25 protein-coding genes are annotated in these 24,319 nt (G+C 51.8%); 14 read left to right on the top strand and 11 right to left on the bottom strand.

The window, feature by feature from the left end; all coding sequences use genetic code 11:
* Positions 1 to 29: 29 nt before the first annotated feature.
* Positions 30 to 308, top strand: a complete 279-nt coding sequence (sfsB, locus tag FEK42_RS07035; RefSeq protein ID WP_064529526.1) for a DNA-binding transcriptional regulator SfsB — start codon at positions 30 to 32, stop codon at positions 306 to 308.
* Positions 309 to 355: 47 nt separating this feature from the next.
* Here the strand turns inward: sfsB and murA are convergent, their stop codons facing one another.
* The 7 genes from murA to mlaF form a co-directional block, all read right to left on the bottom strand.
* Positions 356 to 1,615, bottom strand: a complete 1,260-nt coding sequence (gene murA / locus FEK42_RS07040; RefSeq protein WP_130204584.1) for a UDP-N-acetylglucosamine 1-carboxyvinyltransferase — start codon at positions 1,613 to 1,615, stop codon at positions 356 to 358.
* 54 nt (positions 1,616 to 1,669) lie between these two features.
* Positions 1,670 to 1,924 carry a BolA family iron metabolism protein IbaG gene (gene ibaG, locus FEK42_RS07045; protein ID WP_010379217.1) on the bottom strand — a complete coding sequence of 85 codons (255 nt, stop codon included), beginning with the start codon at positions 1,922 to 1,924 and terminating at the stop codon, positions 1,670 to 1,672.
* A 159-nt stretch (positions 1,925 to 2,083) separates the two neighbouring features.
* The gene (gene mlaB / locus FEK42_RS07050) at positions 2,084 to 2,377 is read right to left on the bottom strand and encodes a lipid asymmetry maintenance protein MlaB (protein ID WP_130204582.1); all 294 of its coding nucleotides are present in this window, start codon (positions 2,375 to 2,377) and stop codon (positions 2,084 to 2,086) included.
* Positions 2,377 to 3,012, bottom strand: coding sequence for a phospholipid-binding protein MlaC (mlaC, locus tag FEK42_RS07055; RefSeq protein WP_130204580.1), 636 nt, complete (start codon positions 3,010 to 3,012; stop codon positions 2,377 to 2,379). Before mlaC ends, mlaB begins: the two co-directional genes overlap by 1 nt.
* 18 nt (positions 3,013 to 3,030) lie before the next feature.
* Positions 3,031 to 3,582, bottom strand: a complete 552-nt coding sequence (gene mlaD, locus FEK42_RS07060) for an outer membrane lipid asymmetry maintenance protein MlaD (RefSeq protein WP_130223776.1) — start codon at positions 3,580 to 3,582, stop codon at positions 3,031 to 3,033.
* Between the two features lie 4 nt (positions 3,583 to 3,586).
* Positions 3,587 to 4,369 carry a lipid asymmetry maintenance ABC transporter permease subunit MlaE gene (gene mlaE / locus FEK42_RS07065; RefSeq protein WP_000925792.1) on the bottom strand — a complete coding sequence of 261 codons (783 nt, stop codon included), beginning with the start codon at positions 4,367 to 4,369 and terminating at the stop codon, positions 3,587 to 3,589.
* A gap of 7 nt (positions 4,370 to 4,376) precedes the next feature.
* Positions 4,377 to 5,186, bottom strand: a complete 810-nt coding sequence (mlaF, locus tag FEK42_RS07070; RefSeq protein WP_130204576.1) for a phospholipid ABC transporter ATP-binding protein MlaF — start codon at positions 5,184 to 5,186, stop codon at positions 4,377 to 4,379.
* A 209-nt stretch (positions 5,187 to 5,395) separates the two neighbouring features.
* On the opposite strand from mlaF, the gene FEK42_RS07075 reads away from it, so the two are divergent.
* From FEK42_RS07075 to yrbL, 12 genes are all read left to right on the top strand, one after another.
* Positions 5,396 to 6,373 carry a calcium/sodium antiporter gene (locus tag FEK42_RS07075; RefSeq protein ID WP_130204574.1) on the top strand — a complete coding sequence of 326 codons (978 nt, stop codon included), beginning with the start codon at positions 5,396 to 5,398 and terminating at the stop codon, positions 6,371 to 6,373.
* A gap of 13 nt (positions 6,374 to 6,386) precedes the next feature.
* Positions 6,387 to 7,373: an arabinose-5-phosphate isomerase KdsD gene (gene kdsD / locus FEK42_RS07080; RefSeq protein WP_130204572.1), complete on the top strand. Its 987-nt coding sequence runs from the start codon at positions 6,387 to 6,389 to the stop codon at positions 7,371 to 7,373.
* A 20-nt stretch (positions 7,374 to 7,393) separates the two neighbouring features.
* Positions 7,394 to 7,960, top strand: coding sequence for a 3-deoxy-manno-octulosonate-8-phosphatase KdsC (kdsC, locus tag FEK42_RS07085; protein ID WP_130204570.1), 567 nt, complete (start codon positions 7,394 to 7,396; stop codon positions 7,958 to 7,960).
* Entirely contained in the window at positions 7,957 to 8,532 is a 576-nt protein-coding gene (lptC, locus tag FEK42_RS07090; protein ID WP_064529518.1) for an LPS export ABC transporter periplasmic protein LptC, read from the top strand. Before kdsC ends, lptC begins: the two co-directional genes overlap by 4 nt.
* On the top strand, positions 8,501 to 9,058 hold the full coding sequence (gene lptA, locus FEK42_RS07095; protein WP_064529517.1) for a lipopolysaccharide ABC transporter substrate-binding protein LptA: 558 nt from the start codon (positions 8,501 to 8,503) through the stop codon (positions 9,056 to 9,058). Before lptC ends, lptA begins: the two co-directional genes overlap by 32 nt.
* A 6-nt stretch (positions 9,059 to 9,064) precedes the next feature.
* Positions 9,065 to 9,790, top strand: coding sequence for an LPS export ABC transporter ATP-binding protein (gene lptB, locus FEK42_RS07100; RefSeq protein ID WP_000224099.1), 726 nt, complete (start codon positions 9,065 to 9,067; stop codon positions 9,788 to 9,790).
* 47 nt (positions 9,791 to 9,837) lie between these two features.
* Positions 9,838 to 11,271 carry an RNA polymerase factor sigma-54 gene (gene rpoN, locus FEK42_RS07105; RefSeq protein WP_105281056.1) on the top strand — a complete coding sequence of 478 codons (1,434 nt, stop codon included), beginning with the start codon at positions 9,838 to 9,840 and terminating at the stop codon, positions 11,269 to 11,271.
* A 22-nt stretch (positions 11,272 to 11,293) separates the two neighbouring features.
* Positions 11,294 to 11,581, top strand: a complete 288-nt coding sequence (gene hpf / locus FEK42_RS07110) for a ribosome hibernation promoting factor (protein WP_001176602.1) — start codon at positions 11,294 to 11,296, stop codon at positions 11,579 to 11,581.
* 117 nt (positions 11,582 to 11,698) lie between these two features.
* Positions 11,699 to 12,190 carry a PTS IIA-like nitrogen regulatory protein PtsN gene (gene ptsN / locus FEK42_RS07115; protein ID WP_135493013.1) on the top strand — a complete coding sequence of 164 codons (492 nt, stop codon included), beginning with the start codon at positions 11,699 to 11,701 and terminating at the stop codon, positions 12,188 to 12,190.
* Between the two features lie 45 nt (positions 12,191 to 12,235).
* Positions 12,236 to 13,090, top strand: a complete 855-nt coding sequence (rapZ, locus tag FEK42_RS07120; RefSeq protein ID WP_000243741.1) for an RNase adapter RapZ — start codon at positions 12,236 to 12,238, stop codon at positions 13,088 to 13,090.
* Positions 13,087 to 13,359, top strand: a complete 273-nt coding sequence (gene npr, locus FEK42_RS07125) for a PTS phosphocarrier protein NPr (RefSeq protein WP_000216792.1) — start codon at positions 13,087 to 13,089, stop codon at positions 13,357 to 13,359. Before rapZ ends, npr begins: the two co-directional genes overlap by 4 nt.
* 222 nt (positions 13,360 to 13,581) lie before the next feature.
* Entirely contained in the window at positions 13,582 to 14,214 is a 633-nt protein-coding gene (gene yrbL / locus FEK42_RS07130; protein ID WP_135410502.1) for a PhoP regulatory network protein YrbL, read from the top strand.
* Here the strand turns inward: yrbL and mtgA are convergent.
* The 4 genes from mtgA to FEK42_RS07150 form a co-directional block, all read right to left on the bottom strand.
* The gene (mtgA, locus tag FEK42_RS07135; protein ID WP_135493014.1) at positions 14,211 to 14,939 is read right to left on the bottom strand and encodes a monofunctional biosynthetic peptidoglycan transglycosylase; all 729 of its coding nucleotides are present in this window, start codon (positions 14,937 to 14,939) and stop codon (positions 14,211 to 14,213) included. The two genes, yrbL and mtgA, sit on opposite strands and share 4 nt — an antisense overlap.
* Complete coding sequence (gene elbB, locus FEK42_RS07140; protein WP_130223766.1) at positions 14,936 to 15,589, bottom strand: isoprenoid biosynthesis glyoxalase ElbB; 654 nt, start codon at positions 15,587 to 15,589, stop codon at positions 14,936 to 14,938. The genes mtgA and elbB overlap by 4 nt, the downstream gene beginning before the upstream one ends.
* Positions 15,590 to 15,818: 229 nt before the next feature.
* Positions 15,819 to 18,155, bottom strand: a complete 2,337-nt coding sequence (gene arcB / locus FEK42_RS07145; RefSeq protein WP_130219189.1) for an aerobic respiration two-component sensor histidine kinase ArcB — start codon at positions 18,153 to 18,155, stop codon at positions 15,819 to 15,821.
* A gap of 95 nt (positions 18,156 to 18,250) precedes the next feature.
* Entirely contained in the window at positions 18,251 to 19,180 is a 930-nt protein-coding gene (locus tag FEK42_RS07150; RefSeq protein WP_130260175.1) for a TIGR01212 family radical SAM protein, read from the bottom strand.
* Positions 19,181 to 19,855: 675 nt separating this feature from the next.
* Here FEK42_RS07150 and gltB point away from each other — a divergent pair.
* A complete protein-coding gene (gene gltB, locus FEK42_RS07155) occupies positions 19,856 to 24,316 on the top strand; it encodes a glutamate synthase large subunit (protein WP_135493015.1) in 4,461 nt (1,486 codons plus the stop codon).
* Positions 24,317 to 24,319 lie beyond the last annotated feature (3 nt).

The following is a 24,319-nucleotide window of genomic DNA, read 5'->3' on the forward strand; positions in this document are numbered from 1 at the left end:
TAAGCGACTAACTTAAGGAGTGAGGAAAGATGGAGAATAATTTTATTGACTGGCATCCCGCCGATATCATTGCGGGTTTGCGGAAAAGAGGAACGTCAATGGCGGCGGAATCTCGCAGAAATGGTTTGAGTTCCTCGACACTGGCGAATGCATTATCGCGTCCCTGGCCGAAAGGAGAGATGATTATTGCAAAAGCATTAGGAACTGATCCCTGGGTTATCTGGCCATCACGCTATCATGACCCGCTGACCCATGAGTTTATCGACAGATCGCAGTTGATGCGCAGCTACACCAAACCGCAAAAATGAGTAGCCTGGCGGTAGCCCCGCGAACGGGGCTGCCAGCTATCGGACGATTACTCGCCTTTCACACGCTCAATGTTAGCACCAAGCGCGCGAAGTTTGTCTTCAATGCGCTCATAGCCACGATCGATATGATAAATACGATCAACAACCGTAGTACCTTCTGCAATGCAGCCAGCCAGCACCAGACTTGCTGAAGCACGCAGATCGGTTGCCATTACCTGTGCGCCGGAAAGTTTTTCAACACCGTGACAAATAACGGTATTGCTTTCAATTTCAGCATGCGCCCCCATACGACTCAGCTCAGGTACGTGCATAAAGCGGTTTTCAAAGACCGTTTCGGTGATGAATCCGGTTCCTTCTGCCACCAGGTTCAGCAGCGTGAACTGGGCCTGCATATCGGTCGGGAACGCCGGATGTGGCGCGGTACGCACGTTAACAGCCTTCGGACGTTTGCCATGCATATCCAGGCTAATCCAGTCTTCGCCGACTTCGATGTCCGCTCCAGCGTCACGCAGTTTCGCCAGCACGGCGTCCAGAGTATCTGGCTGAGCGTTACGGCAGATAATTTTGCCGCGAGAGATCGCCGCCGCCACCAGGAAGGTGCCGGTTTCGATGCGGTCAGGAAGCACACGATAGACACCGCCCCCCAAGCGCTCCACACCTTCGATGACAATACGATCGGTACCCTGGCCGCTAATTTTCGCGCCCAGCGTAACCAGGAAGTTCGCGGTATCGACGATTTCCGGTTCACGTGCCGCGTTTTCAATAATCGTGGTGCCTTCCGCCAAGGTTGCAGCACACATAATGGTCACGGTTGCACCAACACTGACTTTATCCATCACGATGTGCGCGCCTTTCAGACGGCCATCGACGGAAGCTTTAACGTAACCTTCTTCCAGTTTGATGGTCGCGCCTAATTGCTCAAGGCCGGAAATATGTAAATCAACCGGACGAGCGCCAATCGTACAACCACCAGGCAAAGAAACCTGCCCCTGACCAAAACGAGCCACCAGCGGCCCAAGCGCCCAGATAGAGGCACGCATGGTTTTAACCAGATCGTAAGGCGCGCAGAAGACATTAACGTCACGGGCATCGATACGCACAGAACCATTACGTTCTACTTTGGCGCCAAGCTGGCTAAGCAGCTTCATTGATGTATCGACGTCTTTCAGTTTCGGGACGTTCTGGATCTCCACCGGTTCTTCCGCCAGCAGTGCAGCGAAAAGGATAGGCAGAGCAGCATTTTTAGCGCCGGAAATTGTGACTTCGCCCTGGAGCTTCGTTGGCCCCTGAACACGAAATTTATCCATTTAGTATGTTCTCAGTTAACAATTCATATCCGCTACCGGCGTATCGCCCATAGCTCAAAAGCCGTTCAGTTTGCGATCACGCGCCCACTCCGCAGGGGTATACGCTTTGATCGACACAGCATGAATGCGGTTATCCGCAATATATTCCATCAGCGGACCGTAAACCGTCTGCTGTTTTTTAACCCGGCTCATGCCATCAAACATCTCACCCACGGCAATAACCTGAAAGTGGCTGCCATCGCCGGAAACGTGGACTTCCTGGAGGGAAAGAGCGTTCATCAGCACGCTCTGAATTTCATTATTTTCCATGGGATCTTCATTCATCAGTTAATAAACCAGCGAAACATCTTAGAGCAAAGTTGCGCTGTCATAAATAAGCAAAAAGCCTTGCTGATTAATCAGACAAGGCTCGACTTACTGGTAGGTTTGCCGGACTGGCGGGTAACGCCTTATCCAGCCTGAAAAAAATTAACGAGGCAGAACATCAGACGGCAAATTATACAATTTTGCCAGGGTATACACCTTGTCGTTTACCCCCTGAAGCGTCACGCTGTTGCCTTGCTTTTTCGCCAGATCGATCAGATGGAGCAGCAACGCCAGTCCACCCGTATCAACGCGGGACACTCGACTAAGATCGATGCGGGTAATCCCCCTCACCGCTTCGTCACGCATTTCCCACAGCGGCAGCAGAACGTCCTGATCCAGCTCTCCGGTCAATACCAGGGTGTCACCCGTCTGCATCCAGCTCAGTGACTCGCTCATTATTTTTTCTCTTCCAGGGTGATTTTCTGTTGAGAAATAGACTTCAGTTGTGCGGTCAGACCATCGATGCCTTTCGTGCGCAGTAAAGTCCCCCACTCATTTTGTTTCGTGGTGATCATGCTGACGCCTTCGGCAATCATGTCATAAGCCTGCCACTTGCCAGTCTGAGAGTTTTTACGCCACTGGAAATCGAGACGTACCGGTGGACGGCCATTCGGGTCAATAATGGTGACGCGGATAGGCACAATGGTTTTATCACCCAACGGCTGTTCTGGCGCAATCTGATAGGTCTGACCGTGATACATCGCCAGCGCCTGACCGTAAGCCTGCTTCAGATACTCATGGAAAGCGGCAAAGTAGGCTTCACGCTGGGCTGGGGTCGCGCTTTTGTAGTACTGACCCAGTACCAGCGCACCGGCGTATTTTATCTGTACGTATGGAAGCAGTTCCTGATCGACGATGGTACGCAGGTAATCAGGATTAGCCCGAATTTGCGATTGTTCATTCTTCAGGCGATCGAACGTTTTCTGTGCCGCCTCGTCCATCAGCTTATACGGATTGGTCTGATCTGCCGCGGTTGCCGCACTCAGAGGTGCAATCATTAGCAAAGCGACCATCATTAAACGTTTAAACATGCGTCGGTTCTCCTGAAATTATTTCGTTGTACCCACAGGTTCAGTGGTTTCATTATTACCTGGCGCAGCGGCTGGCGCATCGCCACTATTCTTATTGTCATCGCCTTTACTGCCGTAAAGGAACTGACCAATGAGATCTTCCAGAACCATCGCAGATTTGGTGTCCTGAATCGTATCCCCCTCTTTCAGAATAGCAGTCCCCAGTTCCGGGTCTTCAAAACCGACGTTTAATGCCAGATATTGTTCCCCAAGCAAACCGGAAGTACGAATGCTCAACGAACTGGTATCAGGAATGTGGTTATAACGTTGTTCAATTTCCAGCGTCACGCGCGGTAGATAGGTTTTCGGGTCCAGCGTAATATCTGCAACCCGGCCGACGACAACACCACCAATACTGACCGGAGAGCGCGCTTTCAGGCCGCCGATATTATCGAACGTCGCATAAAGCGTATAGGTCGGTTCAGTTCGCATTGACGTCACGTTTGCCGCTTTCAGGCAAACAAACAGCGCCGCCAGCAGTGCTGCTAATAAAAAGATACCCACCCAAATTTCATTTTTTTTCGTTTGCATGAACTCAATTCCCAAACATCAATGCGGTCAGCACAAAATCCAGCCCCAGAACGGCCAGAGACGAGTGGACAACGGTACGAGTGGTTGCCCGGCTAATCCCGGCAGAGGTCGGGATGGCGTCATAACCGTTAAACAGCGAAATCCACGTCACCGTAATAGCGAACACCACGCTCTTAATCAGACAGTTGACCAGATCCATACGCCAGTCGACGGCGTTTTGCATTGCCGACCAGAAGAACCCACTATCAATGCCTTTCCAACTGACGCCAACCAGCGATCCGCCCCAGATCCCCACGGCGACGAAAATTATCGTCAGCAGCGGTAGTGAAATTACCCCAGCCCAGAAACGTGGGGAAATGACGCGGCGCAGTGGATCCACGGCCATCATCTCCATGCTGGAGAGCTGCTCTGTGGCGCGCATCAAACCGATTTCCGCAGTTAACGCCGAACCGGCACGTCCGGCAAACAGCAGTGCTGCGACCACCGGCCCCAGTTCGCGCAGCAGCGACAAGGCCACCAGCATCCCCAGACTGGTTTCCGCACTATAAGTGGTCAGTACCAGATAACCTTGCAGACCCAGCACCATTCCGATGAACACGCCAGAAACCACAATAATCAGCATCGACAGGACGCCGACATTATAGAGCTGACGCACCAACAGCGGCGCATGTTTGCGAAATTCCGGTTTGCCGACCAGCGCATTGAATAACATTAACCCGGCTCGCCCGAACGTTCTCAGGGTTTTAATCCCTTTATGTCCGAGCGACGCCAGCGCATTTAACAGCATGAGTGGCTTAACTCCCTGGTAAAAGATCAGCGTGATAATCGCCGGCAGGATAGCGGAACGGAACTGGTCCGTCAGCAATCCCGTCCAGAAACTGACGTACGCGAGGATCAGGATTCGCCTGCAACGCCTGGGCGCTACCGTGAGCGACAATCTTTTTGTCTGCCAGGATCCAGGCGTGATCAGCGATACTTAAAACTTCCGGCACATCGTGAGAAACCACCACACAGGTTACGCCCAGCGCGCTGTTCAGCTCGGAAATCAGCTTCACCAGGACGCCCATAGTGATGGGATCTTGCCCAACAAACGGCTCATCAAACATGATGAGATCCGGCTCCAGCGCAATTGCACGCGCCAGCGCCGCACGACGCGCCATCCCGCCAGAAAGCTCCGATGGCATAAGTTTGGCCGCTCCGCGCAGCCCAACGGCTTCCAGCTTCATCATCACCGTGCTATGCAGCAACGGCACGGGAAGGTGGGTATGCTCGCGCAGTGGATAGGCGACGTTGTCAAAAACGTTCATATCGGTGAACAGCGCTCCAGACTGAAACAACATGCTCATCCGTTTACGCACGGTATACAGGCGCGAACGAGACATCGCCGGAATATTCTCACCATCAAAAAGGATCTCACCGTGATCTGGCGCGATTTGCCCACCAATCAGACGGAGTAGCGTCGTTTTACCGATGCCTGATGGCCCCATAATCGCCGTGATCTTCCCTCGCGGCACGGTCAGGGAAATATTATCGAAGATGCAGCGATTGCCACGCGTAAAACTGACATCGCGCATATCGACTAAATTCGCCACAGACTGCTCCATAATTCACCCTTTGTCTTGCGTTGATTTTCTAAGCATGGCGCTCAATTTAACCTTGAACCCAACATATTTACAGAATATTACCCGCCGCGGTTAGCGAAAGCTGGCATTTGTTTTACTTTTTAGCCGCATAAAGTCAAAATTAAGAATTCATTACGGCTTTCTGAAAATCTTCAGCGGACCGGCGAGTATACCTGAAGAAAGGACGTTAGATGCTTTTAGCTACGGCACTGTTAATTGTTGGTTTACTTTTGGTCGTTTACAGTGCCGACCGTCTGGTATTTGCCGCCTCTATTCTTTGCCGCACTTTTGGCATCCCACCGCTGATCATCGGCATGACGGTGGTCAGTATTGGTACGTCACTTCCAGAAATAATCGTTTCGCTTGCCGCGTCGCTGCATGAACAACGAGATTTAGCCGTCGGCACAGCACTCGGCTCAAACATAATCAATATTTTACTGATCCTCGGTCTGGCTGCGCTGGTGCGCCCTTTTACCGTACATTCCGATGTTCTGCGCCGTGAATTACCATTAATGTTATTAGTCAGTGTGGTGGCCGGTTCCGTACTCTATGACGGACAACTTGGTCGCAGCGATGGTATCTTTCTCCTCTTTCTGGCTGTGCTATGGCTGCTGTTCATTGTTAAACTTGCACGTCAGGCAGAACGTCAGGGGACTGACAGCCTGACCAGAGAACAGCTTGCAGAGCTACCGCGCGAAGGCGGTTTACCTGTCGCGTTTTTATGGCTCGGCATTGCATTGATTATCATGCCGGTAGCAACGCGGATGGTGATTGACAACGCCACCGTACTGGCGAATTACTTTGCCATCAGCGAGTTGACTATTGGTCTGACGGCAATCGCTATCGGCACTAGTCTGCCGGAACTGGCAACCGCGATAGCAGGTTTTCGCAAAGGTGAAAACGACATTGCTGTCGGTAATATCATTGGCGCAAACATTTTTAATATTGTCATCGTGCTGGGTTTACCCGCGCTGATAACGCCCGGGGAGGTTAACCCACTGGCGTACAGCCGTGACTGCAGCGTGATGCTGTTGGTCAGTATTATTTTTGCGTTGCTATGTTGGCGACGCTCCCGGCAATCTGGCCGTGGTGTTGGGGTATTATTAACAGGCGGATTTGTCGTATGGCTGGCGATGTTGTACTGGTTATCGCCAATACTCGTTGAATAACTGGAAACGCATTATGTCGCACGTAGAGTTGCAACCGGGTTTTGACTTTCAGCAAGCAGGTAAAGAAGTCCTGGCGATTGAACGTGAATGCCTGGCAGAGCTTGATCAATACATCAATCAGAATTTCACGCTCGCCTGTGAAAAGATGTTCTGGTGTAAAGGTAAAGTCGTGGTCATGGGAATGGGTAAATCGGGACACATTGGGCGCAAAATGGCAGCAACCTTTGCCAGCACCGGTACTCCGTCATTTTTCGTCCATCCCGGTGAGGCCGCACATGGCGATTTAGGCATGGTCACCCCGCAGGACGTGGTCATTGCGATTTCTAACTCAGGTGAATCCAGCGAAATCACGGCCTTAATCCCGGTACTCAAACGCCTGCATGTACCGTTAATTTGCATCACCGGTCGTCCGGAGAGCAGCATGGCACGCGCAGCAGACGTGCATCTGTGTGTTAAAGTAGCAAAAGAAGCTTGTCCGTTAGGGCTGGCACCAACCAGCAGTACTACCGCGACGCTGGTCATGGGAGATGCGCTCGCCGTCGCCTTGTTGAAAGCGCGCGGCTTTACCGCCGAAGATTTTGCACTTTCGCATCCAGGCGGCGCACTTGGTCGTAAACTTCTGCTTCGCGTCAGCGATATTATGCATACGGGCGACGAGATCCCGCATGTCAAGAAAACGGCCAGCCTGCGCGATGCGCTGCTGGAAGTCACCCGCAAAAATCTTGGTATGACCGTCATTTGCGATGACAATATGATGATTGAAGGCATCTTTACCGACGGTGATTTACGCCGTGTCTTCGATATGGGCGTGGATGTCCGTCAGTTAGGTATTGCCGATGTGATGACGCCAGGGGGAATTCGTGTACGTCCTGGCATTCTGGCCGTTGAGGCGCTGAACTTAATGCAGTCCCGCCATATCACTTCCGTAATGGTTGCCGATGGCGACCACTTACTCGGTGTGTTACATATGCACGATTTATTGCGTGCTGGCGTAGTGTAAAGATTCAAGGATAAACAACAATGAGTAAAGCAGGTGCGTCGCTTGCGACCTGTTACGGCCCTGTTAGCGCCAATGTGATGGCAAAAGCAGAGAACATTCGTCTGCTGATCCTCGACGTTGATGGCGTATTGTCAGATGGTCTGATTTATATGGGTAACAATGGCGAAGAGCTGAAAGCGTTCAATGTTCGTGACGGTTACGGTATCCGCTGTGCGCTCACCTCTGATATTGAAGTCGCCATCATTACTGGACGAAAGGCTAAACTGGTAGAAGATCGGTGTGCAACGTTAGGGATCACCCATCTGTATCAGGGGCAATCAAACAAGCTTATCGCCTTTGGCGATCTGCTGGAAAAACTGGCGATTGCGCCAGAAAACGTGGCTTACGTTGGTGATGATCTTATCGACTGGCCAGTGATGGAAAAAGTGGGCTTAAGCGTGGCCGTAGCCGATGCGCATCCGCTATTGATTCCGCGCGCTGATTACGTGACGCGCATTGCTGGCGGTCGTGGCGCGGTTCGTGAAGTTTGCGACTTATTACTTCTGGCGCAGGGCAAACTGGATGAAGCCAAAGGGCAATCGATATGAGTAAAGCCAGACGTTGGGTTATCATTGTGCTATCACTGGCGGTTCTGGTGATGATCGGCGTTAACATGACCGAGAAAGACGATACCGCCCAGGTGGTCGTCAACAACAATGATCCCACCTATAAAAGCGAGCATACGGACACGCTCGTCTATAACCCAGAAGGAGCCCTAAGCTATCGATTGATTGCTCAACACGTTGAATATTATTCCGATCAGGCCGTTTCGTGGTTTACGCAACCCGTACTTACCACGTTTGATAAGGATAAAATCCCGACATGGTCGGTTAAAGCAGATAAAGCCAAGCTAACCAATGACCGGATGCTCTATTTATATGGACACGTTGAAGTCAACGCACTCGTGCCGGACTCTCAACTTCGCAGAATCACGACGGATAACGCGCAGATCAATCTGGTGACGCAGGATGTTACCTCTGAAGACCTCGTCACGTTATACGGAACAACATTTAACTCCAGCGGTCTGAAAATGCGCGGCAACTTACGCAGCAAGAATGCCGAGCTGATTGAAAAGGTTAGAACATCCTATGAAATTCAAAACAAACAAACTCAGCCTTAATCTTGTGCTTGCCAGCTCACTTCTGGCCGCCAGCATTCCGGCATTTGCCGTTACCGGAGATACTGACCAACCGATCCACATTGAGTCGGACCAGCAATCTCTTGATATGCAAGGCAACGTGGTTACCTTTACCGGTAATGTCGTTGTGACTCAAGGCACCATTAAAATTAATGCCGATAAAGTAGTCGTCACCCGTCCGGGTGGTGAACAAGGCAAGGAAGTGATCGACGGTTACGGTAACCCGGCCACCTTCTATCAAATGCAGGATAACGGTAAGCCAGTCGAAGGCCATGCTTCCCAGATGCATTACGAACTGGCAAAAGATTTTGTCGTTCTGACGGGTAATGCTTATCTGCAGCAGGTCGATAGCAATATTAAGGGCGATAAGATCACTTACCTGGTGAAAGAGCAGAAAATGCAGGCTTTCAGTGACAAAGGTAAGCGTGTGACCACCGTTCTGGTGCCGTCACAGTTGCAGGACAAAAACAACAAAGGCCAGACCCCGGCGCAGAAGAAGGGTAATTAATTCGTTATGGCAACTTTAACTGCAAAGAACCTTGCAAAAGCCTATAAAGGCCGCCGCGTGGTGGAAGACGTCAGCCTGACCGTCAACTCCGGGGAGATTGTCGGTCTGCTGGGGCCAAACGGTGCCGGTAAGACGACCACTTTCTACATGGTCGTTGGCATTGTGCCGCGCGATGCGGGCAACATTATTATTGATGACGACGATATCAGCCTTCTGCCGCTGCATGCGCGTGCGCGTCGCGGTATCGGCTATTTGCCGCAGGAAGCCTCTATTTTCCGTCGCCTCAGCGTTTACGATAACCTGATGGCGGTACTGCAAATTCGTGACGACTTATCCGCTGAACAGCGTGAAGATCGCGCGAACGAGCTGATGGAAGAGTTCCACATTGAGCATTTACGCGACAGCATGGGGCAATCGCTCTCCGGTGGTGAACGCCGTCGTGTAGAAATTGCGCGCGCACTGGCTGCGAATCCGAAATTTATCCTCCTCGATGAACCATTTGCCGGGGTTGACCCGATCTCGGTTATCGACATCAAACGTATCATTGAACACCTGCGCGACAGCGGCCTGGGCGTGCTTATCACCGACCATAACGTGCGTGAAACGCTGGCTGTTTGTGAACGCGCTTATATCGTCAGCCAGGGGCATTTAATCGCTCATGGCACGCCGACAGAAATCTTACAAGATGAACATGTTAAGCGTGTATACCTTGGGGAAGACTTCAGACTCTGATAGGGTAGAAGTTTGCGACGTTTTAGCAGGAGAGTACGATTCTGAACATGAAGCAAGGTTTGCAACTCAGGCTTAGCCAACAACTGGCGATGACGCCTCAGCTACAACAGGCGATTCGTCTGTTGCAGTTGTCCACGCTGGAGCTTCAGCAGGAGCTACAGCAGGCGCTGGAAAGTAATCCATTGCTTGAGCAAATCGACACTCATGATGAAATCGACACTCACGAAACGCCAGACAGCGAAACGCTGGATACCGCTGACGCACTCGAACAAAAAGAGATGCCGGAAGAGCTGCCGCTCGATGCCAGTTGGGATACCATCTACACCGCCGGTACGCCATCAGGCACCAGCGGTGACTACATCGACGATGAGCTGCCGGTCTATCAGGGCGAAACGACGCAGACCTTGCAGGATTATCTGATGTGGCAGGTCGAGCTGACACCGTTTTCCGACACTGACCGCGCTATCGCCACCTCCATAGTCGATGCCGTTGATGACACCGGTTATCTAACCGTCCCGCTGGAAGATATTCTCGAAAGTATGGGCGATGAAGAGATCGACATCGATGAAGTTGAAGCAGTCCTGAAACGGATCCAGCGTTTTGATCCGGTCGGTGTGGCGGCGAAAGATCTGCGTGACTGTCTGCTGATCCAACTTTCCCAATTCGATAAAACCACGCCGTGGCTGGAAGAAGCTCGACTGATCATTAGCGATCATCTCGATCTGCTGGCCAATCACGACTTTCGCTCATTAATGCGCGTCACGCGTCTGAAAGAAGATGTGCTGAAAGAAGCCGTCAATCTGATCCAGTCACTCGATCCACGCCCCGGCCAGTCGATCCAGACCGGTGAACCGGAATATGTCATCCCTGATGTGCTGGTGCGTAAGCATAACGGCCAGTGGACGGTTGAACTGAACAGCGACAGTATTCCACGTCTGCAAATCAACCAGCATTACGCCTCAATGTGCAATAACGCACGTAACGATGGCGACAGTCAGTTTATCCGCAGTAATCTGCAGGATGCTAAATGGTTGATTAAGAGCCTGGAAAGCCGTAACGATACGCTGCTGCGCGTCAGTCGCTGTATTGTTGAACAACAGCAAGCCTTCTTTGAGCAAGGCGAAGAATATATGAAACCGATGGTGCTGGCTGATATCGCCCAAGCCGTCGAGATGCATGAATCGACGATATCTCGCGTGACCACGCAAAAGTACCTGCATAGTCCACGAGGCATTTTTGAACTGAAGTATTTCTTTTCCAGTCACGTCAATACCGAAGGGGGTGGCGAAGCCTCTTCCACGGCGATTCGTGCACTGGTGAAGAAATTAATCGCGGCGGAAAACCCAGCGAAACCGTTGAGCGACAGCAAGTTAACCTCTTTGTTGTCAGAACAAGGTATCATGGTGGCACGCCGTACTGTTGCGAAGTACCGAGAGTCTTTATCCATTCCGCCGTCAAACCAGCGTAAACAGCTCGTTTGACCCAACCGATAAGGAAGACACTATGCAGCTCAACATTACCGGAAATAACGTCGAGATCACCGAGGCCCTGCGCGAATTTGTCACCTCAAAGTTTGCCAAACTTGAGCAATATTTTGACCGAATCAACCAGGTTTATGTTGTTCTGAAAGTGGAGAAAGTCACCCACACCTCAGATGCAACACTGCATGTTAACGGTGGCGAAATTCATGCCAGCGCGGAAGGTCAGGACATGTACGCCGCCATTGATGGCTTAATTGATAAGTTGGCACGTCAGCTAACCAAGCATAAAGATAAATTGAAACAACACTAATTGTCCGGGCAATTAGCAAGTGCATGGCGGCCTGTTGTATGGCACAACAGGCCATTTGTACGGTTAATGCTCCGAATCTGCCCCACTGTTTGAGTGGGCAGATTCTTAGGTGAAATTATGACAAATAATGATACAACTCTACAGCTTAGCAGTGTTCTTAACAGGGAATGTACGCGAAGCCGCGTCCACTGTCAGAGCAAAAAACGCGCCCTGGAAATCATCAGCGAACTGGCGGCAAAACAACTTAGCCTGCCACCGCAGGTGGTTTTTGAAGCTATTCTGACGCGGGAAAAAATGGGCAGTACCGGTATTGGTAATGGCATTGCCATTCCGCACGGCAAACTGGAAGAAGATACCCTACGCGCGGTTGGCGTTTTCGTTCAGCTAGAAACACCCATTGCTTTTGATGCCATCGATAACCAGCCGGTAGACTTACTTTTTGCCCTGTTGGTACCCGCAGACCAAACCAAAACGCACCTGCACACTCTTTCGCTGGTCGCGAAACGTCTGGCGGACAAAACTATCTGCCGCCGTTTACGTGCAGCCCAGAGCGATGAAGAGCTGTATCAAATCATTACGGATACCGAAGGTACTCCGAATGAAACGTAGTTATTCTGTAATGTCTCTTTTAGACGTTGTGAGGAGAAACAGTACATGGTACTGATGATCGTCAGCGGACGTTCAGGGTCAGGCAAATCTGTCGCTCTGCGGGCGCTGGAAGATATGGGTTTTTACTGCGTGGATAACCTTCCCGTAGTGCTGTTACCCGATCTGGCTCGGACTCTGGCCGATCGCGAGATTTCTGCCGCCGTCAGCATTGATGTCCGCAATATGCCAGAGTCGCCAGAAATATTCGAACAGGCGATGAGCAATCTGCCTGATGCTTTCTCACCGCAACTCCTGTTTCTCGATGCCGATCGTAACACGCTGATTCGTCGTTACAGCGATACGCGCCGCCTGCATCCGCTTTCCAGCAAAAATCTGTCGCTGGAAAGTGCTATCGACAAAGAAAGCGATCTGCTGGAACCGCTGCGTTCACGGGCGGATCTGATTGTCGATACGTCTGAAATGTCCGTTCATGAACTGGCAGAAATGCTGCGTACCCGCCTGCTGGGTAAACGCGAGCGTGAACTGACAATGGTCTTTGAATCCTTCGGCTTCAAGCACGGTATTCCTATCGACGCGGATTACGTCTTTGACGTACGTTTCCTGCCGAACCCACACTGGGATCCGAAACTGCGTCCGATGACGGGCCTTGATAAACCTGTCGCCGCATTCCTCGATAGGCACACAGAAGTACACAATTTTATCTACCAGACGCGTAGCTATCTTGAGCTATGGTTACCTATGCTGGAAACCAACAACCGTAGCTACCTGACGGTCGCCATTGGTTGTACTGGCGGGAAACACCGTTCGGTGTATATTGCAGAACAGTTGGCTGACTACTTCCGCTCACGCGGTAAAAACGTCCAGTCACGCCATCGCACGCTGGAAAAACGTAAACCATGACCGTCAAACAAACTGTCGAAATCACTAACAAGCTGGGCATGCATGCCCGGCCTGCTATGAAACTGTTTGAATTAATGCAGGGTTTTGACGCCGAAGTGCTTTTACGTAATGACGAAGGCACCGAGGCTGAAGCCAACAGCGTTATTGCGCTGTTGATGCTGGATTCTGCCAAAGGACGACAGATTGAAGTCGAAGCGACCGGTCCGCAGGAAGTTGAGGCGCTGGCCGCCGTCATCGCCCTCTTTAACTCAGGTTTTGACGAAGATTAATCTTCGTCATTCCGACACTTAATTCTCCCAGACACGCCCCTTCCGCCCTAACGTACGAAAAAAGTACAACCCCCAAATATCCCAATTTCTCGCAAATTGTACATTTCGTGCGCTTTTCTGTAAGTATAAAACCTTAAGAAAACCTTAAAAAAGCTTGTTTAGGTTTTGTTTAAGTTAAGCCCTCATACTGGAGACGGTCAGAAAATACCTCCAGGAGATGGCATGATTCGCTTATCTGAACAAAGTCCCCTGGGCACCGGAAGACATCGAAAATGTTATGCGCATCCGGAAGATGCCCAACGCTGTATTAAAATTGTCTACCACCGTGGCGACGGTGGTGATAAAGAGATCCGCCGTGAGTTAAAGTACTATGCACATCTTGGTCGTCGTTTGAAAGACTGGAGCAGTATTCCGCGCTATCACGGTACGGTTGAGACTGATTGCGGAACCGGTTATGTCTACGATGTGATTGCCGATTTTGATGGCAAACCGTCTATTACACTGAGCGAATTTGCTAAACAATGCCATTACGAAGAAGATATCGCGCAACTGCGTCAGTTATTGAAACAGTTAAAGCGTTATTTGCAGAATAACCACATCGTGACGATGTCGCTGAAGCCGCAGAATATTCTCTGCCACCGCATCAGTGAGTCAGAAATTATCCCCGTCGTCTGTGACAACATTGGTGAAAGCACGTTGATTCCATTGGCGACCTGGTCGAAGTGGTGTTGTCTGCGTAAGCAAGAGCGGTTGTGGCGACGTTTTATCACTCAACCGGCGTTAGCTGTTGCTCTGCAAAAAGAGGCGCAACCGCGTGAAAGCAAAAAGCTCTCCCTCACCTCGCGCGAAGCCTAATACAGCTGGTGTTGTTGCATAAACGACTCACCGCCTAACTGATGCATTTGCTGCAAAATCCACGCCTGACGGCTACGCACGTAGCCCGAAGGTGCAGTAACTTTGAAACGAAGTGGATTGGGTAATACAGCCGCCAATAACGCTGCTTCCGAACGGGTAAGTTTGCTGGCGGATTTATGGAAATAACGCTGTGCCGCTGCCTCGACGCCAAACACACCGTCGCCAAATTCGACGACATTCAGGTAAACCGTCAGGATGCGTTTTTTGCTCCAGACCGTTTCTATCCCCAGTGTTAATCCGGCTTCCAGCCCTTTTCGTACCCAGCTTCGCCCATCCCACAAAAAGAGATTTTTGGTTGTCTGCTGCGAAATTGTTGATGCGCCGCGAATGCGGTTTTCATTGCGCTCGTTGTGCGCCAGGGCTTTCTCAATGGAAGCGACATCAAAACCCCAGTGCTCGGGAAATTTCTGATCTTCTGCGGCAATCACCGCCAGCCCCATCCACGGCGAGATTTGATCCATACTGACCCAGTCAGAATGCGCCACGTAACGAAAGTTACCGTGCAGCCAGGCACTTAGCTGACGCTCGGCCATCACCGCAGAGAACGGGACTGGCGCTATACTAAACAGCGCTATACCCCCGCCCCAGAGCACAAAGAGGACAATCGATAACCGCAGAATGAAACGGCGAACGAAACCGAACGCCGTTACGCGGCGTTTGCTCATTCCGCCAGAACCAGTACGCGGGAAACCAGCTTATCAATGCCACTTGCTGCTTCCGCAATGTTCTGTGCCAACATATACGCAGGCGTGGTAACAATCTTATTGTCTTCATCAACGACAATATCATCTACCGGACATGGCACATGCTCCGCGCCCATATCTTCCAGCACTTCTGCGGTATCGATATCAGTACCGATAGTCAAACGCAGCGGGAAATTGAAGATTTTCGGCAACATTGCCGGGGCAATGCACATAAAGCCAAGCGGTTTTCCGGCCTGATGCATTGCCTGCGCCAGCGCCTTTAACTCACGGTCCACGCTGCATTCACTGCCAAGACTGGCAAAATCACTCAAATTCTTTGCCGCGCCAAATCCACCCGGCACAATTAACGCATCCAGTTCGGCGGCATCAGCCTGTGCCAGAGGGCGGATCTCACCACGCGTAATACGCGCCGCTTCAATCAACACATTGCGCGTTTCCGCCATTGCTTCACCGGTTAAATGGTTAATGACATCAACCTGCTGCTTATCTGGAGCAAAACAAACTGCCTGCGCGCCGCTGCGAGATATCGCTAATAACGTCAATACCGCTTCATGAATTTCAGAACCGTCATAGACGCCGCATCCGCTCAGAACTACGCCAATTTTCTTCATTGTGATCATCCTTTCCCAATTGACTGAAAAACATTAATTTTTTTAATAAAAACGCTACGCATCACACATTTAACTGATTCATGTAACAAATCATTTAAGATTTGCTATCTTAACTGCATGCGGCCTGAAAAACAGTGCTGTGCCTTTGTTACTTATCATAAAAAATTACGGCGCAGCCAAGATTTCCCTGGTGTTGGCGCAGTATTCGCGCACCCCGGTTTAGCCGGGGTCATTTTTTAGCGGCTTTTGCCACCCACGCTTTCAGCACTTCTACGTCGTGACGCCACTCTTCTTTCATCTCTTCAATCCATTCACCAACATTATCTTCCCACGCAGGAAGATCGGGAGACTGAATTTGCTGACCCAGCTGTTGTAGATGGCGTAACCCCACAGAACCCGCTGCGCCTTTGATTTTATGTCCTTCCTCAACGATGCCTTTTTTGTCCTGTGCCGTCAGGTTCGACTCCAGTACGCTGACATAGCCCGGCATCATCTTCTCAAACACGGCCAACCCGTCGGTAATCAACTTCGGTCCTACAAGTTCGAGATACTGTTCCAGCATGGGAATATCGAGCAATGCTTCTGATTTACCACTCTCTTCTGTCGTCACCGTGCTCTCCTCATCATCCTGGGTATCCCAGAATTTCTTGATCATCGCGGTTAGCGCCGGAACAGAAAGCGGCTTACTCAGCACATCATCCATTCCAGCATTGAGGTACTCTTGTTTATCTTTCAGCACGTTGGCGGTTAAGGCCACCAGCGGTGGTAAATCTTCACGCGGATAACGCTTCGTCAGTTCGCGTGATATATCCAGCCCGGTCATATCTGGTAACTGAATATCCAGCAATACAAGGTCGTATTCGCCCGGCTTAAACATCTCCAGTGCTGCCTTACCAGACATCGCCACATCAACGCTGTTGCCCAGTTTTTCCAGCACCGAACGGGCAACGATGACGTTCAGCTCAATGTCCTCTACCAACAGCACATTCAGCGCCGGTAAAGGCATATCATCTTCGTCAAACGCATCATCCACTTCTTCCGCCACCGACGGCGCGTGGATCGTCAGGGTAAAGGTAGAGCCTTTACCTTGTTCGCTGGTGACAGTGATATCACCGCCCATATTTTTCGCCAGTCGACGAGAAACCGCCAGGCCAATACCCGTACCGGTTGCAGGTTTGCCACCGTGGCTGTCTTTCACCTGATAATACATGGCGAAAATTTTATCCAGTTCATTCTGTGGAATACCGATGCCGGAGTCTTCCACTTCAAAATGCAGCATGTCGCCTTCGTCATAACGTACGCGAACAGTCACCTGGCCCTTCTGGGTAAATTTCACAGCGTTACTGATTAAGTTCCACAGGATCTGGCGTAAGCGAGTCCCGTCGGTAATCACCTGATGCGGCAGCGGCAGTGTTGGTTCAAGAACAAAGCGCAAGCCTTTTTGTTGCGCCTGCAGTGCGGAGAGGTTTTCCAGATCGGCCAGGAAGCTGGTGAAATCAACCGGCTGGTTATCGAGCTGAACTTTACGTCGCTCCATCTTATCCATATCAATAATATCGTTGAAGATATTCCCCAAAGTGATGGCGGAAACATGGATAGTTTTGAGATATTTTTCCTGCTCGGCGGTGAGCTCTGTATCCAGCAGAATTCGGCTTAAGCCGACGATACCGTTCAGCGGCGTACGCAACTCATGACTGATGGTGGAGATAAAGGTTGTTTTGTCGCGGCTGGCGCGTTCTAGCGCATCCTGATAACGCTTACGCTCGGTAATGTCGCGGCCGAACCCCATCAAGCCGTGGCGTTTACCCACGCGGTCGTAGTACGGCACTTTACGGATTTCAAAGCAGGCTTTGCGTCCATCCGGATAATCCAGCCACTGCTCATAGGTCAGTGACACATTATGACGGAACACCTTCTCGTCGGTTTCAATGACTTTCGCTGCGGCTTCCGGCGAGTAAACGTCCGCAGGTTTCAAATGCACCAACTGTTTTTCGCTTTTCCCGGTCAGCAGTTCCATCGCACGGTTACAGCCGGAAAACTCTTTATCTTCGTTACGGTAAAAAACCAGATCGGGTGAAGCATCAAGGAAAGAACGTAAGAACGAAGATTGTTGTTCGAGTTGAATTTGCGTCTCTTCGCGCTCTTTGATTTCAATTTTCAGCTGACCGAAGGTTTCCTGCAGTTCTGCTTCTGCTTTTTCACGAACGGCGATTTCCTGATTTAGCTGGGCAATATTATCTTTTAACTGAACGTTGAGGCTTAGATCGCGCTCGCGCATCTCCTCCAGCTTTTGTACCAGACGTGACAGGCGTTGCCGTGACTCCTCGAGTTGCTCAACGACTACCGAAAGAAAGTAGACCGCCCATGGCGTAATCAACAAACCAAAGAAAATAGAGCGGATAACATCAATGCTTTCGACCTGACCATGCAGCACCATGGTTACCGCCATTTGTACCACAATGGCAAGAACGACGAGGGCCAGCGCCAGCAACATTGAGAAGCGCACCAGACCTAACTTCATCATCAGGTCAACATAGTACTGCGCCAGCAGACGAATTTGCTTCATTAGGGGATTCCTTCACGACAACCTGCCCCAATAATACCCAATTCTGACAGTTACGTTATAAATTGTGTGAGAAATGCGGAATTCCCCTCAATAGCCTACGCCGTTGGAGGTAGCCACGGACGTCCCAGCGCCGATCCCTGTACGCCATGTTCAGTAAGATAGCGATCCAACTCAACCATACCCGTCCAGCGATTTTCACACCATAGCGGTGCAAGTAGCGTCGGGCGACGGGCGCTGGCGGAAATGCGGTGGTAGATAACTTCCGGCGGCGTATGGCGAATCATTTCTCCGGCAGTGAGCGTGTAATCTTCCAGTTCGATACCGTTCAAACGCCCCGCTTCCCAGGCTTTCGCCATAATGCTGCCTTTCACAATATGCAGCGGATGCAGTTTTATGCCGTCCACGCCGGTTTCAACCACTCGCTCCAGCGTTTGCAAACATTCAGCCTGCCCTTCGCCAGGCAGGCCGACAATTAAGTGAGAACACACCTTCAGCCCGCGCTCACGCGCCAGCTGCGTCGTGCGCTGATAGCAGGCAAAATCATGACCGCGATTGATGCGATGCAGCGTTTTGTCGTGTGCGGTTTGCAGCCCCAGTTCCAGCCACACTTCATAGCCCTGGTCTTTATATTCGCAAAGCAGATCCAGCACCGCATCTGGCACGCAGTCCGGGCGCGTACCAACACACAAACCAACGATATTGGCCTGGCTTACCGCCTGTTGATACATAGAACGCAGCACCTGAACTTCCGCAAAGGTGCTGGTATACGCCTGAAAGTAAGCCAGATAGCGTTTCGCGCGGTTAACTAAATTCGCCTGGTGCGCCAGTTGCTCGGCAATGGAACGATGTTGCTGCGCTTCATCGGCAAACGAGGCAACATTACAGAATGTGCAGCCGCCACGCCCGATGGTACCGTCACGGTTAGGGCAGCTAAAACCGCCGTGCAGCGTCAGCTTATGCACCTTTTGCCCATAGCGCCGGGTGAGATCACCACCAAACATATTGACTAATTTCTGTAACTGCATAATCTGATAGACCGCGCCTTGAAAAGAGGCCAAAGCCTGCCATTTTTAGCTCAATTCGGCGATGACTTGGATCAATCGTCCCGGCTTGCTTTTATCAACTGCATAATCAATCAAAATTACCGAAATTTCATGCATAATCACATAAATCACTTTTGCTTATCTTGTGTCAGATTTTTTTTATCTCCTTATGGATTTTAGGCAAAAACAGTAGCATGAAACGTCATTACCAATTAAGGCAGTATAAAATGCTGGTTTTCTCGTCAGTTCAAGGCAGGATAAGGGTTAACACGCCTTAATGACAGTCAGGAATTGGCTGTTTCTCTAACGACGTCCCTTTTAGCCTTAAATAGAAAATATATTTTAATTTCAGATAATTAATAAAGAATTTTGCGCTAAAGCACATTTTTGTACCAATAAGCTTGCCATTTGACCTGTATCAGCTTTCCCGATAAGTTGGAAATCCGCTGGAAGCTTTCTGGATGAGCAGCCTGCTCATCATATTTATGCAGTAATTGAGATCCCCTCTTCACCGTATTAACCGATGCGAAAAGGACAACAAGGGGGCGAATGCGAGGCGCGCGTATGACACGCAAACCCCGTCGCCACGCTCTTTCTGTGCCCGTGCGTAGCGGTTCGGAAGTGGGGTTCCCGCAGAGCCTGGGGAGGTTCACTGATATGTTGTACGATAAATCCCTTGAGAAGGATAACTGTGGTTTCGGCCTGATCGCCCACATAGAAGGCGAACCTAGCCACAAGGTAGTGCGTACTGCAATACACGCACTGGCCCGAATGCAGCACCGTGGTGCGATTCTCGCCGATGGTAAAACCGGTGACGGTTGCGGCCTGCTATTACAAAAACCGGATCGCTTTTTTCGCATCGTTGCGCAGGAGCGCGGCTGGCGTTTAGCAAAAAACTACGCCGTCGGGATGCTCTTCCTGAATAAAGATCCTGAACTCGCCGCTGCCGCACGCCGCATCGTTGAAGAAGAGCTGCAACGCGAAACCTTGTCGATTGTGGGCTGGCGTGATGTCCCCACTAACGAAGGCGTGCTGGGTGAAATCGCCCTCTCTTCTCTGCCACGCATTGAGCAAATTTTCGTTAACGCTCCGGCTGGCTGGCGTCCGCGTGATATGGAGCGCCGTCTGTTTATCGCCCGCCGCCGCATTGAAAAGCGTCTCGAAGCCGACAAAGACTTCTACGTCTGTAGCCTGTCGAATCTGGTGAACATCTATAAAGGTCTGTGTATGCCGGCAGATCTGCCGCGCTTTTATCTGGATCTTGCGGACCTGCGTCTGGAATCTGCCATTTGCCTGTTCCACCAGCGCTTCTCCACTAACACCGTACCGCGCTGGCCGCTGGCGCAGCCGTTCCGCTATCTGGCGCATAACGGCGAGATCAACACCATTACCGGTAACCGCCAATGGGCGCGCGCCCGTACCTATAAATTCCAGACGCCACTGATCCCTGACCTGCACGACGCCGCGCCGTTCGTCAACGAAACCGGCTCCGACTCCAGCTCAATGGATAACATGCTGGAACTGTTGCTGGCTGGCGGGATGGATATCATCCGCGCCATGCGCCTGTTAGTACCACCCGCCTGGCAGAACAACCCGGATATGGACCCGGAACTGCGTGCCTTCTTTGACTTTAACTCCATGCATATGGAGCCGTGGGATGGCCCGGCGGGCATCGTGATGTCTGACGGTCGTTTTGCCGCCTGTAACCTTGACCGTAACGGTCTGCGTCCGGCGCGCTATGTCATCACCAAAGATAAGCTCATCACCTGCGCCTCTGAAGTCGGTATCTGGGATTATCAGCCTGACGAAGTGGTCGAAAAAGGCCGCGTCGGGCCAGGCGAACTGATGGTAATCGACACTCGCAGTGGGCGCATTCTGCACTCGGCAGAAACCGATGACGATCTGAAAAGCCGCCATCCCTATAAAGAGTGGATGGAGAAAAACGTCCGCCGTCTGGTACCGTTTGAAGATCTGCCCGATGAAGAAGTAGGTAGCCGCGAACTGGACGACGACACGCTTGCCAGCTACCAGAAACAGTTTAACTACAGCGCGGAAGAGCTGGACTCTGTAATCCGTGTGCTGGGCGAAAACGGCCAGGAGGCGGTCGGTTCGATGGGCGACGACACTCCATTCGCCGTGCTCTCCAGTCAGCCGCGCATTATTTACGACTATTTCCGTCAGCAGTTTGCGCAGGTAACTAACCCACCAATCGACCCGCTGCGTGAAGCGCACGTTATGTCGCTCGCCACCAGTATCGGTCGTGAAATGAACGTCTTCTGCGAAGCAGAAGGCCAGGCGCACCGTTTAAGCTTTAAATCGCCGATTCTGCTCTACTCCGATTTCAAACAGCTCACGACGATGAAAGAGGAGCACTACCGCGCAGATACGCTGGATATCACCTTTGACGTCACCAAAACCACGCTCGAAGCGACGGTCAAAGAGCTGTGCGACAAAGCCGAAAAAATGGTACGTAGCGGCACCGTATTGCTGGTGCTTTCCGACCGGAATATCGGCAAAGATCGCCTGCCGGTTCCGGCCCCGATGGCGGTTGGCGCGATCCAGACCCGTCTGGTCGATCAAAGTCTGCGTTGCGATGCCAACATCATCGTCGAAACCGCCAGCGCCCGCGATCCGCACCATTTCGCCGTGTTGCTGGGCTTCGGCGCGACGGCTATTTATCCATACCTTGCCTATGAAACGCTGGGCCGCCTGGTAGACACTCAGGCGATTGCTAAAAATTATCGTACCGTGATGCTGAACTACCGTAACGGCATCAACAAAGGCTTGTACAAAATCATGTCCAAAATGGGCATCTCCACCATCGCCTCTTATCGCTGCTCGAAACTGTTTGAAGCGGTCGGCCTGCACGATGATGTAGTGGGCCTGTGCTTCCAGGGCGCGGTCAGCCGCATTGGTGGGGCAAGCTTTGAAGACTTCCAGCAGGATCTGCTGAATCTGTCGAAACGTGCCTGGCTGGCGCGTAAGCCCATCAGCCAGGGCGGCCTACTGAAATATGTGCACGGCGGCGAATACCACGCCTACAACCCGGACGTGGTGCGCACGCTGCAACAGGCGGTCCAGAGTGGCGAGTACAGCGACTATCAGGAATACGCGAAGCTGGTTAATGAGCGTCCGGCAACAACGCTGCGCGATCTGCTGGCAATTACGCCGGGTGATGAAGCGATCAACATTGCTGATGTTGAACCGGCAAGCGAACTGTTTAAACGCTTCGATACCGCTGCAATGTCTATTGGCGCATTAAGCCCGGAAGCCCACGAAGCGCTGGCAGAAGCGATGAACAGCATCGGCGGTAACTCGAACTCCGGTGAAGGTGGTGAAGACCCTGCCCGCTATGGCACCAACAAAGTGTCGCGCATCAAGCAGGTGGCTTCCGGTCGATTCGGTGTTACTCCGGCGTACCTGGTCAATGCCGACGTCATTCAGATTAAAGTCGCCCAGGGCGCGAAGCCGGGTGAAGGCGGTCAGTTGCCGGGCGATAAAGTCACGCCTTACATCGCCAAACTGCGCTATTCGGTGCCGGGCGTGACACTGATCTCCCCGCCGCCGCACCACGATATCTACTCTATCGAGGACCTGGCGCAGCTGATTTTCGACCTCAAGCAGGTCAACCCGAAAGCGATGATCTCCGTAAAACTGGTGTCCGAACCGGGCGTCGGTACCATCGCGACTGGCGTGGCGAAAGCTTATGCCGATTTAATCACCATCGCAGGCTATGACGGCGGTACGGGGGCAAGCCCGCTGTCGTCGGTGAAATATGCAGGCTGCCCCTGGGAGCTGGGGCTTGTTGAAACACAACAGGCGCTGGTTGCCAATGGTCTGCGTCATAAGATCCGTTTGCAGGTTGATGGCGGCCTGAAAACCGGCGTTGATATCATCAAAGCGGCGATTCTCGGCGCAGAAAGCTTCGGCTTTGGCACTGGCCCGATGGTGGCGCTCGGCTGTAAATATCTGCGTATTTGCCACCTGAACAACTGCGCCACGGGTGTAGCAACTCAGGATGACAAACTGCGTAAGAATCACTATCACGGCCTGCCGTTCAAGGTGACGAATTACTTTGAGTTTATCGCCCGTGAAACCCGCGAGCTGATGGCACAGCTGGGGGTAACGCGTCTGGTGGATCTGATTGGCCGTACCGACCTGCTGAAAGAGCTGGACGGTTTCACCGCCAAACAGCAGAAGCTGGCGCTGTCGAAGCTGCTGGAGACCGCCGAACCGCATCCAGGTAAGGCACTCTACTGCACCGAAAACAACCCGCCGTTTGATAACGGCCTGCTGAACGCGCAGTTGCTGCAACAGGCGAAACCGTTTGTCGATGAGCGCCAGAGCAAAACCTTCTGGTTCGATATTCGCAACACCGACCGTTCTGTTGGCGCGTCGCTTTCAGGCTATATCGCCCAGACGCACGGCGATCAGGGACTGGCAGCCGATCCTATCAAAGCGTACTTCAACGGCACCGCAGGCCAGAGCTTCGGCGTGTGGAATGCGGGCGGCGTAGAGCTGTATCTGACGGGCGATGCTAACGACTATGTCGGTAAAGGCATGGCGGGCGGCTTAATCGCCATTCGTCCTCCGGTTGGCTCGGCCTTCCGCAGCCATGAAGCAAGCATTATCGGCAACACCTGCCTGTATGGCGCGACCGGTGGTCGTCTGTATGCCGCAGGCCGCGCGGGTGAACGTTTCGGCGTGCGTAACTCCGGTGCTATCACTGTGGTAGAAGGTATTGGCGACAACGGCTGTGAATATATGACGGGCGGTATTGTCTGTATTCTGGGTAAAACCGGCGTTAACTTCGGTGCGGGTATGACCGGCGGCTTCGCTTACGTTCTCGATGAAAGTGGCGATTTCCGCAAACGCGTTAACCCGGAACTGGTCGAGGTCTTAAGCGTTGACGATTTGGCTATCCATGAAGAGCATCTGCGTGGTCTTATCACCGAGCATGTGCAGCATACCGGTTCTCAGCGTGGTGAAGAGATTCTGGCAAACTGGTCAACCTTCGCCACTAAATTTGCGCTGGTTAAACCGAAGTCCAGTGATGTAAAAGCACTGCTGGGTCACCGTAGTCGTAGCGCAGCAGAGTTGCGCGTGCAGGCGCAGTAAGGG

This window comes from Escherichia sp. E2748 (assembly GCF_005781125.1).
In the GTDB taxonomy this organism is placed as follows: Bacteria; Pseudomonadota; Gammaproteobacteria; order Enterobacterales; family Enterobacteriaceae; genus Escherichia.